Here is a 13,656-nt window from a genome sequence, read left to right as displayed (position 1 = left end):
CGGTGACCAATGAACATCACGACCAAAGGCGATCTGGTACTTGCCGCTTTGCGGAAAATTGGCATCGCTTCAAACGCCACGCTGACAGACGTCGAACCCCAGTCTGTTGAAGACGGGGTGAATGATCTCGAAATGATGATGGCCGAGTGGTTCCAGAATGGTAATGGTATCGACGCCGGGTACGTTTTTACGCCAGACGACACCCCAGTTGATCCTGGTGACCTCCATGGGATGAAAACCAGTTCACTCAGCGCGGTGACCCACAATCTGGCAGTGCGTATTGCGCCAGATTACGAGGTTGAGCCCCCCATCAAAGTGGTCAACACCGCACGTTACGGCAAAGAGTTGCTCGTCAAGGTTTCAGCGGCCGCCAAGGCCAAGAAGGCTAAGCAGGGAGTGGGTTATCCAAACCGCATGCCTGTCGGCTCCGGTAACCGTATTCCGACCCTTAATAACATGAATTACTTTCATCGCAGAGGAGTAGAGGAAGATGCCGACGACTCAACTTCCCCTGATTAAGGGTATCGGGAAAGATTACCGCAATACGGATTATGTGGATCTGCTGCCCGTCAACATGCTCGCAGTACCTAAAGAGGTGCTGAATGCTGCCGGGTATTTGCGGTCTTTCCCCGGAGTTGCAAAGCGTTCAGATGTTGCGGGCATTTCCCGCGGTGCGCAGTACAACACCGTGCAGAATGCGGTCTACCGAGCACTGGGCGGCAAGTTGTATAACGCCAGTGGCGAACGTGGAGACGTGGCGGGCACTTCTCGCGTGAGCATGGCCCACAGTGATACCAGCCAGGCGGTGGCCGCTAACGGCGTCATGACGCTGTATCGCTACGATGGCACAAACAAGACACTACAGAACTGGCCAGAGCAGATCGGGGATGTCACTTACACCCAATATGACATCGGTAGCGTCAGAGACATTTGCAGGGCCCGCGGGCGTTATGTGTGGGTGAAGGACGGTTCGCAGCTTTTTGGTGTAACGGATCTTGATGATGAATCGCACCCTGATCAATTCCGTCCGTTCTACCGTGCAGAATCTCAACCTGACGGCATCATTGGCTGCGGGGTGTGGCGCGATTTCGTTGTCATGTTCGGTAGCGCCACGATTGAGTATTTTGCCCTAACCGGTACCTCTGATGCAAAGGCGGCTCTTTATGTCGCACAGCCATCGTACATGGTGCAAAAGGGTATTGCGGGCACCTACTGCAAAACCGTGTTTATGGACTCTTTTGCATTCATCAGCCACCAGGCTACAGGGGCTCCGTCCATCTATGTGATAAACGGCGGGCGGACAGAACCTATCGCCACGGCAACGGTGGAAAAGGTTTTGCGCAGTTATACCGCGGATGAACTGGCCGCTGGTGTGCTTGAAACAGTCCGGTTTGATTCGCATGAACTGCTGATCGTGCATTTACCGAGGCACGTGATGTGCTATGACGCTTCGGCATCGCAGAACGGGCCTCAGTGGTGCATTTTGAAAACTGGTTTGGCGGATGATGTCCACCGCGCTATCGACTTCATGTTCGAAGGTAACCAGATCAGCGTTGGCGACAAAACCGAGCCCGTAACCGGTGTGCTGAAATTCGACTCTTCAGCGCAATACGATCGGCAAGCCGAACACCTTCTCTACACCCCGATGTTCAAGGCTGACAACTCCCGGATCTTCGATTTCACGCTCGAGGCCACCACCGGCGTCAGCCAGTTCGCTGAAAGGCTGTTTATCTCTGCCACTGCCGATGGCTCTAACTATGGCCGTGAGCAGATGATCGACTCCAACGAGCCATTTGTTTATGACAAGCGCGTTCTTTGGCGGCGAGTCGGACGTGTGCGCAAGAACATCGGTTTTAAAGTGCGGGTGATCACCCGGTCGCCAGTCACATTGAGCGACTGCTCGGTGAGGGTTGAATAATGGCGGATGACAACCTCAACGTGCCTGTCGAAATACAGGCGACGCGTATCGACGCGACCTTGGTTCCTCAAACGTTCACCCCTGTGTACCGTGATTATGTTGTGAACCAGGGCACCGACTTAGGCAAAGTGGCGGGCAAAGCCAACGAGGCCGGTCAAGGTGCCTGGGATGCTCAGGTCAAGAACGACGAACAGGACCTGGTGCTGGCTGACCACGAAACTCGCATCGAAGCCGCAGAGGCGACGCTGATCAACCATGAGCAGCGTATCACTGCCGCGGAAGCCACCCTCGTCAACCACGAGGAACGCATCACTGCGGCGGAAGCGGAGCTGGTAGATCACGAAACGCGGATCACGGCCGCCGAAGCGGAACTGGCCGAGCACGAAGCCGAGTTAGCAGACCACGAAACGCGGATCACGCAGAACACGACCAACATTTCCGGTCTGACGGTGCGGATGGTCACAGCTGAAAGCAACATCACAGGGCTGCAGACCAACGTCGCCACACTGACAACGCGTGTTACCACGGCAGAGGGGAACATTGTCACCCTGCAAACCAACGTAACTGCGCTGCAAACGCAGGTGACAGCCCATGGCACGCGTTTAACCGCGCTGGAATACAAAACCACGCGCAAGAAGTCAGAGCTTACGTTCACCGGGTTAACGCTCAACATCCCAACCACGGCGACTAACCTGGTCACGTTGCTGAAGGCTTTAACACCCGCCTCGGGCACCTTCGCGCCGTTCTTCGATACCGTAGCCAACAAGATGGTCGTTTTTAACGAAAACAAAACGGTCAACTTTAAGCTGTCGATTATAGGTACCTGGACCGGCGGGACGACAAACCGGTCAATGCAGCTGACATTCTCCGGTGCGGTTCCTGACACTCTCGTTGTCAGCCGAAATGCTGCTACGACGAATGACAATGTGTTAATGGCGACATTCTTCAGTGTTGACCAGGGCGGCTTCCTCGCAACAAACGGCAGCACGATGACCATCCAGTCCAACGGCTCGGCCTTCACGGCAACCACAATCAAGATGATCGCGGAGCAGTAAATGACCCCCATAGACAAAATAACAGGCTCACGCCTTATGCGGCTGTGGGGCGTTCCGTCGTGGCCAGAAATTGAGGCCGATTATCTGCTCTGGAACGGCGTCGGTGTGTTTGTCCTGCTGGATTTTGGCGACCACGTCGATATGCATATGGCGATGAAGAAGGGCGAGCGCCACCGTTGCCGGGAGGCTGTTGCGGATGTACTGGCGCTGATCGGCCCTCGTGAGGTTCACGCTCCGATCCTGGCTGAGTGTCGGCATGTTTGCAACCTGGCGCGCAAGTTCGGGTTTGAGCATGAGCGCACAGAGCGAGTGGAATTTACCGACGGCACTTCGGGTGACGTCATTCTGATGATTAAGAGGTGCTAAATGGGCGGGATCGCAAAAGGTATCGGCAGCATTGTCGGCAGCATCACCGGCGCTAACCAGGCTGCTGAAGCACAAACCAATGCTGCCAACTCGGCCAATGATAATGCCTGGCGCATTTATCAAGACCAGAAAGGGACCATGGCGGATTTCCTTTCTGCGGGAAAGGGCGCGCTTCAAGGCCTAACCGGATTAGCAGGGCAACCGATCGACCGCAATGCATTGCTGGGCGAGTATTACAAAAGCCCTGAATACGCCCAAATGGCTAACCAGGCACGGTATCAGCAACTGGCCAGCGCCGAGGCTACTGGCGGGTTAGGTAGCACAGCTACGTCTAACGGCTTGGCGTTTATCGCCCCACAGCTCGGGCAGAACTACCTAAGCATGAAGACCGACGAACAGCAGAACATGTTTAACCAACTGTTGGGGCTCACAAACGTCGGTTTGACCGCGGGAGGCGCTTCGAACGCTGCAGCGGGGCAGTACGTCAATAACTTTACGCAAAACCAGTCACAAATTGGGGCGGCCAAAGCCGGGAATGCTCTCGCTAACGGGAACATGCTCACGCAGGGCATTGGCTTCTTAGCTGGCTTATTCTGAGGTGAAAAATGGTAGACCCTATCGATTATAGCGGCGGTAATGGCTTCTTACAGGGGCTGCAAACCGCAGGGGCGTATCAGCAGGTACAGCAACAAAGAGCAGCAGCCGAACAAGCCCAACAGCAGCAAGCAGCGTTGCAGCAGTTCCAGAAGGACTGGCAGACGGCTTACTCATCCGGTGATCCGAAGCAGCTTGACGCGCTTGTCGCTAAATATCCAGGGCAGATGGAGACGATCAAGAACGGCCTTGGGTTAAGAGACTCACAGCACCAACAGGCTGTTAATGGAATGGCTAATGATTTAGCTATTGCTCGTCAGATTGGCACCCCTCAGGCATTGGCCCAGGCACTTAGCAAGCACCCTGAAACCCTGCAAAGTATCGGCTCCACTCCACAGGAAGCCATGCAAATGGCTATCGACGACCCGCAAGGGTTTGATGGTCTAGTGCAGGCTGTCAGATTATCTACGATGCCAGCAGAAAAACAGTTTGATGTTAAGGATAAGGCGGCAGCACGTGGTATTTCTCAGCAGAATGCAAACACCTCAGCATTCTCAGCCCAACAAAGCGTAAGGCAGGGTGATGAGCGAATTGCTATTGATCGATACAAGGCTCAAACAGGGAACGATCTGGCAGCGGAAGAACTTAAGCTTAAGGCTACGCTGGGGAAGGCCCAGAACGATACAGCCAGGGCTAATCTTCAACAAAAACTAGACGCGCTTGGGCAGGCAAGAAACGAGAAAATTAACTCAGTAGCGGGTAGCGTGGCCGACTTTGGTAGAGCTGCAACAGTGGGGACCGAACTTGGTGCTTTGGTTAATCAGCATCCGACAGCTGTTAGCCGTGCTCAGGGCGGGACTATCGGATGGGCACCAAACTGGGCTGATGACACTCGGACGCTGGCGTCAAAAACCGACGAATATAATTTAAAGGTTGTTCTACCAGCCTTGCGCGGTACGTTCGGAGGGAACCCTACAGAAGGCGAGCGCTCAGCATTAATGCAATCAAGCAATAACATGAAGAAAGCGACCAGTAATGCTGCATTTTTAAAGGAATTGGACAAGGCGCAAAATACTATCGTTCAAATGCAAAAGCGACAGATTAGCAGCCTAGGCATCCCCGTAACGCGATCGCAAGACGAGTCTACAGATACACAAATGCTTCTTTCGGACCCATCCTTGGTTGAGGAGTATATCCGAGCGCATGGATATCTGCCGGAGGAATACTATAAGTCTCAATTAAATGGTGCTAAGTGATGGCGAAGTTAACTGATAGTCAGACAGATTATGCTACCTCATTGGATACTAAATATGGTTTTCCACAGGGCACCATGGCGGCCCTTGTCGGTATAGAGTCTAGCGGTAAACAGGATGCAACATCAACTAAGGGCGCACGCGGTTACGCTCAGCTTATGCCCTCGGCTATGGTTGACGCAGGGATGAAGGGGGTAGATCCCGCATCATTGTCATTTGAAAAACAGTTGTCGATTGCTGCCAATCATCTAAATAAAGGATTTAAAAAGTTTGATGGTGATATAGGTATGGCGTTGGCTGGCTATAACGCAGGTAATGGCAGGATGGGGGCTGTTCGTGATGGGAGGACTAATATACCGATCGAGACTGCTAATTATGTGCAAAAGTTTTCCGATGCTGGGGTTATCCCTGGGAATAGCGAAGCAGTGCAGTATGCTCAAGCCGTTAAGCGCCCAACTAACAATGAGCTAAAACCGCCAGATTTATCAGGTGTTGATTCTACTATTAATGCTATCGGGGATACTTCATCATGGACTGCTAAGCGACAGCAATTTAGTAATGCCTCCAATGGACAACCAACTGCAAATTCATGGGAACAAAAGCGACAGCAGTTTCTTGCTGCGAACGCTCCAGCAGTTGAAACACCGGCTCCGCAAGATCAAACCGAAACACAGAAAATAGGCTCGGGGCTCGCGGAAACAGGAAAGGCAATGCTCCAGGCGGGTGTGAATGTCGCAAACATTCCAGCTGAGATTTCCGACGCTCTTACCAGCGCAGGCGCGTGGGCTGAAAAGCAGTTAGGCTTGGGTGATGGTGCATTTACGCCATCCCCAAGAATTACTACGCAGGGTCTTGCTTCTGATTTTGGTTTGCAACCAAATTCTTTAACGCCGCAGTCAACCGAAGGTAAGATTTTCGCCGAAGCGCTGCCTTACTTGACTCCTGTATCAGCATCTCGCTTTGGTGCTGCGGCTCCGACGCTGGCAGGCAGAGTTACGCAAGGGGCCTCGCGGTTGCTTGCAGAGAACGCGACTGGCGCACTGGCGGCAAACAGCGGTGAAGATGGAACCATCGGCGGTGTTGCCCAGGATCTAGGTATCGGTGTCGTAGCCGGTGGTGGTGTTAACCTGGCGGCGAAAGGAATTGGCGCGGCGGCGAAAGCCATCGGGAATCGTGGGGTAGAGGCCGCAGGGGGAAACTTGCGAAACGTAGTGACTCAGGGGGCACAATCTTCCGACATGGGCGCTACAGCCAGAACCATAGCAGAGTCTTCCGACGCTTCGCTGTTGTCCCGTAATGTTATTGTGCAAGGCGCGGGCGGCGAATCTGCAAGTGTAACTCCACAGGCGTATCGAGCCGCCGAAGAGGTAAGGCCAAGTCAAAGCACCATTGATGCAGCTAAGCGCCTAGGGATGGAAGAGCAGTTGCTTCCTTCCCACTTCTCTAAAAACCCAACATACCGGGCCATAGAGCAGGGGCTAAAGTCAGTGCCGGCAAGCCAACTCGCGGCGCAGGAGCATGTTGCGATAAACAGCTTAGCTCAAAAAGCTGATGACCTCATTGAAGTTGCGGGCGGAACGTCAAACAAAGTTGGGCTCTCAGATAAGTTTAAAACAGAGTCCATAAAAGCCATTGACGATCTAACCAAGAAATCCGATGCCATCTACGGGGAAATTAGCAGCAAAATACCGGCTAGGGCGCCATCTGTTGCCACAAACACCATATCAATGTTGAAGAGTAAGGCCAAAGATCTGGGTGGCGTTGAGAACCTCTCACCGGCTGAGAAGATGATTTTCTCCAAGCTTGGTAAAAAAGGCAGCACTCCAACCTATGCCCTGCTCGATAACACCCGTAAACAGATCGGCGCTGCAATCAGTAAAAACGAGGGGCCATTCAAAGACCAGACATCAGCCGAACTGAAACAGCTGTATGGCGCGATAACTGATGATCAGAAGGTTGTTGCGGCAGCACATGGGATGGGCGACAAATGGGATGTAGCGAAAGGACTGGTATCACAGCGCAAACAGCTTGAAGACCACATGGTCACTGCCTTGGGTAAGGATCTAGGCGGCACGTTCACATCTCGACTCTCACCAGCCATTCAGGGGCTACGAAAAGGTAATGTTAAGCAGTTCAACACGCTGATTGCAGCAACTCCACCACACATGCGGCAGGAGGTTGTAGCGTCTGCGCTGAATGATGCCTTTACGTTGGGTTCAAGAAAAGAGCAGCAACTCAACATTCCTGGATTTGTAGACTGGTACTCAGGGGCTAAAAGAAGCGGAGCGCTTACAGCGGTGACAAAACATCTACCCGCTGATGCCGCCAAGCGCCTGGACGACATTTATGCAGTCGCTAATGGCATTCGTGTGGCCAAGTCCAGCGAGATATCGACCGGTAGAATTCAGTCGCTTCTCGACCAGTTCGACAAGGACGGTGGCATGATTTCCAAGGTGTATAACGTTGGGAAAAAAGTGGCAGCAGCGGAAGGCGTCAGCTCATCAGTAGGATTACCAGGGGCTGGGGCGGCATCCGTTATCGCTTCAACGCTAGCCGGGAAGAAAACGGCTCGAACGGTAGCTGCGGACCAGCTGATTGCCTCCAGCAAGTTCAGGAATGCAGCTCGACTAATGGCGTCCGGAGACTCCATCAGATTGGCAGCTGCACGAGAGGGGGTTCAGAAGGCTTTAACTCATAGCAGAGAGTACCAACGCTGGGCTGCAACACTCGACGACCCAACAAAACAAGCTATAGCGAAAGTGGGCTTGCTGAATTGGCTCGGCGGTACGCCAGAAGAAAAATAGTAATCAGCCAGGGAGGGCTAAAACTTGTTTAACAACTGGCCACATTGCCATTACCCATATGAACGCCACGATACCCCTTAGCCATCTAATAGATTTTTCACTCTTAACTACAATTCTGCACACGCCATAAATAGCGATTACTATCGCTGTTGTAGCAAGCAGCATTAAAAGAAAGTAACTCATCTCAACCCCCTATTTTTTAGCTTTTCTTTTTACACGGGAAAGCCTTGCCGACCGCCAAGAATGTTAAAAGAACAGATGCTTCGCTCCTGGATTCTGGGTTGTTTATGATGTATTTTTCAACTATGTCAGTGTATTGAACCATGTCAACCCCATCTGGCGGGCATAGTGACCCGATAAGCATCAAGGAATCAGTAACGCCTCGCGAATAACCCCTAATGTAAGTGGCGGAGAAGTCATCCCCCTTTTTGCCTTGCTGAATATTATAAAGAAGATCGTTTCCTGTTTGAAGTTCACGCATATCTGCGCTTACAGAAAATGCTGCTAACAGCAAAGTACCAATAACGAATTTCATCCCAGAGTCCTTACTGATTATTTTTTATCAGCATACATCTGCACGAGCGTTTCGAAAACCATCTTCTTGACGGTTTCAGCCTGCTGATCGGCTATCTGTTCTGCATCGCTCCGGTAGCCTGATACTGGCGACGGCTGCGCAAGGGCATCACGCACGATCTGCACCAGTTCGGCATTGAGAGAGCGGCCATTCAGTGCCGCACGCTGCTTAACCTTATCTTTCAGCTCTTTGGGTAGGCGCAAATTGAATTGCGGGTCTTCTCTAGTCACGGTTGATACCTCACCAATGGGTGGATCGGCATCATATGATCTACTGTTTTTATAAACAATAAGACCACTGTGGTCTGAAAAAACCTTAATACACACCACCGCAAGCCACGCCTTGTGGGGTTTCTGCACGCCTGGAGAAAACTAAATGGCCGATCCTATCGTCGCTAACGTTGTTGTTTCGATGCCGTCACAACTGTTCACCCTCGCGCGGTCGTTTAAAGCTGCTGCCAACGGGAAAATTTATATCGGTAAAACCGATACCGATCCAACAATCCCGGAAAACCAAATTCAGGTTTACCTAGACGGAGAGAATGAAGAGCTGGTGCCAATTGCGCAGCCTATTAACATCAACACCGGCGGGTATCCGGTTTACGGTGGACAGATTGCCAAGTTTTTGACTGTCGAAAACCACGCTATGGCTGTGTACGACGCCTATAATGTTCAGCAGTTCTATTTTCCCAACATCCTGAAGTATGACCCAGACCAGGCTTACTGGCGTTTACGCGAAGAGATTTACGGTAACTTTGGTGCTCCTGACGGGCTTAAGTTTGTCGGACGATGCCCTGATATTGCCACTTTACGCACTATAGTCCCGGTGGATGCAAAGCAGAAAATCGAAGTGATTGAGTATGTTGTGGGGTCAGGACTGGGGGGTGGCTTTTTCGAGGCTGTGCAAGATAGTGTCACAGCGGATGACGGCGGCATGTTTATTCGAGTTAATGCGTCTACCGGCTGGAAGCGCTCAGTAGAGAACTCTATCCTTGTCACACAATTTGGCGCACGGGGCAATGACACTGATGAAACAGCCATCATTCAGCGTGCTATAAATTCCGCAGCACTGAATAAAATTAAGCTTGTTATCGATGCAGGGTTTGTGTTTTCAGCGCACGGCGTCGTTATCGATTCTCGGCATAATGGGATAATCATTGACGGTGCCGGGTGGCTTAAATTCTACGGTAACGGTGGAACCCAGCAAAACAAGCCGGAGAACATCGTTACGGGTGCTGACTACTGCATTTATCTGAATGGGCTTTCAAACGCTGAATTGTCGCTCAAAGTTGACGGTAACTCAGCAACAAAGCGTGATAACGAACAGATCCACTCGATAGGGATGTTCGGCGGTAAAAATATCAGCATGCCGAAATTGCGGTTCAAAAACACTCGCGGCGATGGGCTTTACATCACTCAGTCCAACGGCAACGTTGAATCGGCGATCCCTGAGAATGTGAACATTGATTTTATCGAGTCGATTAACGAAACGTTCGACGGCCGGAACGCAATCTCCGTCATCTCGGTAAACGGTCTGAACATTACGACCATGGTTTCATTGCGCCACGGCGGGATGGTTGGCGGTGTCTACCAACCAGGTGGCTTAGACATTGAGCCGAATTACTACTTCCAGAAGTGCTACAACATCACCGTAAAATCCTATCGTGCGCTTTGCGCGGGTAGCCAGGGTCTGACGATAGCCGGGAAGCAGGCCACTGGAGATTTTGGCGAGTTCTGCGTTAAAAACGTTCACTTCGATAACGTTGATGTAGAGCTTACAGATATCGGAAGGAATCGCGCTGATGTGGTCCTCATTAACGGCGCGAATGATGTATTCGTGAGAGGCTTCGCGAAAACTACCGCGCTATACACTGGCGACTATGTTGGGTTGCATGTTGTTGGTGCAACAGGTGTTGATGCCAATGTAACAACCAGGCGCTGTAAACACGCCGCGTGGCTCGGTTACACCCCGGTGTTGGGGCTACGCAATATGTACTCGTCACGCTATGTAATCAATGCTGATCGCTACCATGATGGGGTTAGCATCGGCTGGGCTGATGGTATCACTGTTGATTTTATTGGTATTAACCCGACCCAGATGGGGGCTGGAGACATGGGGCATCTGCAATATATCGCCAACCCTGGAGAGAGCACCCCGATCCGCCGTACGAAAGTATCCGTGCGTACATCTGGGTTTGAAGGTTTCCTTGAGCGCCTTAACTATGGGATACGGGTTAACCCCTCACAGACTCCTGCGATATATAAAGGGACAAACTACATCATTGATAGCGATCTAACGAACGTTCTGCACGACCCTGCAAATGCTAAAAATCGCATGCTGGGGACTAAAGATATCGTTAAATCGAACATCGACGGTGTAACCCCTTACCCTGGCACGCCGATCGTTGGTACTGATATCTGGGGTGACGGTGATATAGTTTTCGATACTAACGTATCAGTTTCGAAAGTAGTTGGTAGGGTTTATACGTCAACTGGATTCCAGATATTTAGTCAGCTCCCTTGAGTCAGGAACGCGCTTTTATAATGTGTACATAAAAGCGCGTTTTATTTTAAGTAATCGATTAAATATAAAATCAATGCATTGATAAATAACGATATAATCTAATTTTAAAATACCTGCTTGAAGGGTTTCACCGTGACTTCGCCGTATACTCCAGCGTCCACGTACGGGTCTTGTGCTGCCCAGGATTTTGCCGCCTCCAGCGAAGGGAACTCGGCGATCACAGTAGAACCGGTAAATCCAGCCTGGCCTGGATCGTTGCTATCGATAGCCGGGTTAGGGCCAGCGACCACCAACCGGCCTTCATCACGCAGTGCCTGCAGGCGAGCCAGATGGGCGGGGCGAACCGCCATTCGCTGTTCCAGCGTGCCAGGTACGTCTTGTGCGTAGATCAGATAAAGCATATTTCACCTTTAAAATCATTGCCATACAACGGTAATCACAAAGTAGCGCAAAACCTGTGACAAGGGAATGCCAATCCAGATAAAAATTCATTACCGTGTTGAGGATAGCTGCGTGTGCTGCGATTGACGAGTGAGGGAACACATTGGTTAACAATCCGTATGAAAGCTCAATAAAAGGCTAATTAAACGTTAATATCCCTATGAGTTTGCTGGTTTTAGCGCCTAATGATGCCGATTAAAGCGATAGTTTGTCTTTCGTTATTGAATATGATTGCTATTTGCATTTAAACTTGGCGCACCAGAGGAAACAGAATCATTATGCCGCTAAACAAAATGTTCCTTATTCGCCGAATTTCCGTGCCAATTGTCCTCTCCGTTGGTTTGCACAGTGCCCTGGTGGCCGCCTTGCTCTACGCTTCCGTCAACGAAGTGTTGGAGCTGCCGAAGCAGGAAGATGCCCCTATCAGCGTAATGATGGTGAATATGACCGCGCTGGCAGAACCGCCACCGCCGGCTGCGGCGGAACCGGAGCCACAGGTAGAACCTGAGTCTGAGCCAGAACCAATCCCGGAGCCAGAGCCGCCACCGCCGGTACCGGTAGCCATCCCTAAACCGGAGCCGGAGAAACCCAAGCCGAAGCCAAAACCTAAGCCGAAGGTAGAGAAGCCGGTCAAGCGTGAAGTGAAGAAGACCGAACCGCGTGAACCTTCGCCGTTCGACAATCAATCCGAAGCCAAGCCGATCGACAAGGCACCGGCTAAACAGGCACCATCAGCACCTGCGCCGGGAACTTCCCGTGAGTTGGGGCCGAAAGCTCTGAGTATCGGCAAGCCGATGTATCCACCGCGCGCCCGGGCATTGCAGATTGAAGGCAATGTCAAGGTTCAGTTCGATGTCGATAGCGACGGGCGGGTCACAAACGTGCGTATTCTGTCTGCGGAACCACGTAATATGTTCGAACGTGAAGTGAAGCAGGCAATGCGTAAATGGCGTTATGAAGCCAAAGCCGCGCAGAACCTGACGAAGACCATCGTCTTCAAAATGGAAGGTTCGACGGTTGAGTAAGCAATAAAAAAGGTCGCATTTGCGACCTTTTTGCTATCTGACGTAGGCTTACTCACCAACGCGGAAGTTCATCTTACCGTCTGGCAGGGCACGAGGGCTGCCGCCATCATCTACCGCTACATAGGTAAAGACCGCTTCCGTGGCACGGTAGCGCTGGCCGATCGGGGCAGAAGACACCTTCTTGACCCAAACTTCCACATTGATGGTAATGGAGCTGCGGCCACTGCGGATACAGTTAGCATAGCAGCACACCACGTCACCCACAGCGACCGGCTTGAGAAAGGTCATGCCGTCTACCCGCACGGTAACCACGCGCCCTTCGGCAATCTCTTTGGCCAGGATCGCGCCGCCGATGTCCATTTGCGACATCAGCCAGCCGCCAAAGATATCGCCGTTGGCATTGGTATCTGCCGGCATGGCCAGCGTGCGCAGCACCAGCTCACCGCTAGGCAAAGGTCGTTGTTCGGTCATTATTTCTTCTGCTCTTCTGGCATATGACGGTAAATATAGATACCGCTCAACAGGGTGAAGACCAGCGTCAGCACGGTCAGGCCGAATACCTTGAAGTTAACCCAAACGTCCTGCGGCATCCAGAATGCCACATAGATATTGGCCAAGCCGCAGGCCAGGAAGAACAGGGCCCAGGCAATGTTAAGGTGGTTCCAGACGCTGTCCGGCAGGGTCAGCTCTTTACCCAGCATGCGTTGGATCAGCGGCTTTTTCAGGATCAGCTGGCTGATCAGCAGCGCCAGGGCGAACAGGGTGTAGATGACCGTGACCTTCCATTTGATAAACAGGTCGTTGTGAAACACCAGAGTCAAGGTGCCGAATACGGCGACCATGGCAAAGGTGATCAGCGTCATCTTCTCAACCTTGCGATATTTCAGCCAGGTAAAGACCAATGCCAGGGCGGTGGCGACGATCAAGGCACCCGAGGCGACGTAGATATCGTAAAGCTTATAAAAGGCAAAAAAGACAATCAGGGGTAAAAAATCAAGAAACTGCTTCATAAATCAATCCATCATAGGTTCATCGGGCGACTATACCGGATTTGGCGCGCTCTGTGTATCGCACTAAAGGGCAGATTATCGGTGTTCGTCCGG

At 51.8% G+C, this 13,656-nt stretch carries 14 protein-coding genes; 9 read left to right on the top strand and 5 right to left on the bottom strand.

The features are described from left to right. Window positions 1–9 precede the first annotated feature (9 nt). The 7 genes from KGP26_RS15310 to KGP26_RS15280 are packed head-to-tail and all read left to right on the top strand — an operon-like array spanning window position 10 to window position 7,990. The gene (locus KGP26_RS15310; protein ID WP_223664213.1) at window positions 10–519 is read left to right on the top strand and encodes a packaged DNA stabilization gp4 family protein; all 510 of its coding nucleotides are present in this window, start codon (window positions 10–12) and stop codon (window positions 517–519) included. After that, entirely contained in the window at window positions 491–1,918 is a 1,428-nt protein-coding gene (locus tag KGP26_RS15305; RefSeq protein WP_223664211.1) for a packaged DNA stabilization protein, read from the top strand. Before KGP26_RS15310 ends, KGP26_RS15305 begins: the two co-directional genes overlap by 29 nt. Next, entirely contained in the window at window positions 1,918–2,973 is a 1,056-nt protein-coding gene (locus KGP26_RS15300) for a tail needle knob protein (protein ID WP_223664208.1), read from the top strand. The genes KGP26_RS15305 and KGP26_RS15300 overlap by 1 nt, the downstream gene beginning before the upstream one ends. Beyond that, on the top strand, window positions 2,974–3,339 hold the full coding sequence (locus KGP26_RS15295) for a hypothetical protein (protein WP_223664206.1): 366 nt from the start codon (window positions 2,974–2,976) through the stop codon (window positions 3,337–3,339). After that, window positions 3,340–3,936 (top strand): DNA transfer protein, encoded by a 597-nt coding sequence (locus tag KGP26_RS15290; RefSeq protein ID WP_223664205.1) that lies wholly within the window; start codon window positions 3,340–3,342, stop codon window positions 3,934–3,936. Window positions 3,937–3,944: 8 nt separating this feature from the next. Beyond that, window positions 3,945–5,189 (top strand): phage DNA ejection protein, encoded by a 1,245-nt coding sequence (locus tag KGP26_RS15285; RefSeq protein WP_223664204.1) that lies wholly within the window; start codon window positions 3,945–3,947, stop codon window positions 5,187–5,189. Beyond that, window positions 5,189–7,990 carry a lytic transglycosylase domain-containing protein gene (locus KGP26_RS15280; RefSeq protein WP_223664203.1) on the top strand — a complete coding sequence of 934 codons (2,802 nt, stop codon included), beginning with the start codon at window positions 5,189–5,191 and terminating at the stop codon, window positions 7,988–7,990. The genes KGP26_RS15285 and KGP26_RS15280 overlap by 1 nt, the downstream gene beginning before the upstream one ends. 199 nt (window positions 7,991–8,189) lie before the next feature. Here KGP26_RS15280 and KGP26_RS15275 read toward each other — a convergent pair whose 3' ends face one another. Further along, window positions 8,190–8,525: a Rap1a/Tai family immunity protein gene (locus KGP26_RS15275; protein WP_223664202.1), complete on the bottom strand. Its 336-nt coding sequence runs from the start codon at window positions 8,523–8,525 to the stop codon at window positions 8,190–8,192. A gap of 17 nt (window positions 8,526–8,542) precedes the next feature. After that, window positions 8,543–8,794, bottom strand: a complete 252-nt coding sequence (locus KGP26_RS15270; protein ID WP_065685420.1) for an Arc family DNA-binding protein — start codon at window positions 8,792–8,794, stop codon at window positions 8,543–8,545. Window positions 8,795–8,939: 145 nt separating this feature from the next. On the opposite strand from KGP26_RS15270, the gene KGP26_RS15265 reads away from it, so the two are divergent. Continuing rightward, the gene (locus KGP26_RS15265) at window positions 8,940–11,087 is read left to right on the top strand and encodes a phage head-binding domain-containing protein (protein WP_223664201.1); all 2,148 of its coding nucleotides are present in this window, start codon (window positions 8,940–8,942) and stop codon (window positions 11,085–11,087) included. Window positions 11,088–11,191: 104 nt separating this feature from the next. On the opposite strand, the gene KGP26_RS15260 is transcribed toward KGP26_RS15265, so the two are convergent. Continuing rightward, entirely contained in the window at window positions 11,192–11,488 is a 297-nt protein-coding gene (locus KGP26_RS15260; protein ID WP_021806591.1) for a YciI family protein, read from the bottom strand. Window positions 11,489–11,806: 318 nt separating this feature from the next. Here KGP26_RS15260 and tonB point away from each other — a divergent pair, with 318 nt between their 5' ends. Then, window positions 11,807–12,553: a TonB system transport protein TonB gene (gene tonB / locus KGP26_RS15255; RefSeq protein ID WP_223499882.1), complete on the top strand. Its 747-nt coding sequence runs from the start codon at window positions 11,807–11,809 to the stop codon at window positions 12,551–12,553. 48 nt (window positions 12,554–12,601) lie between these two features. Here tonB and yciA read toward each other — a convergent pair whose 3' ends face one another. Then, window positions 12,602–13,024, bottom strand: coding sequence for an acyl-CoA thioester hydrolase YciA (gene yciA, locus KGP26_RS15250; protein WP_021181241.1), 423 nt, complete (start codon window positions 13,022–13,024; stop codon window positions 12,602–12,604). Beyond that, the gene (locus KGP26_RS15245) at window positions 13,024–13,563 is read right to left on the bottom strand and encodes a septation protein A (RefSeq protein ID WP_021181242.1); all 540 of its coding nucleotides are present in this window, start codon (window positions 13,561–13,563) and stop codon (window positions 13,024–13,026) included. The genes yciA and KGP26_RS15245 overlap by 1 nt, the downstream gene beginning before the upstream one ends. Window positions 13,564–13,656 lie beyond the last annotated feature (93 nt).

Origin of the sequence: Serratia sp. JSRIV002 (assembly GCF_019968725.1) — a bacterium.
In the GTDB taxonomy this organism is placed as follows: domain Bacteria; phylum Pseudomonadota; class Gammaproteobacteria; order Enterobacterales; family Enterobacteriaceae; genus Chania; species Chania fonticola_B.
Note: the sequence above shows the minus strand (reverse complement) of the source record. Positions and strands in the feature narration are given on the sequence as shown.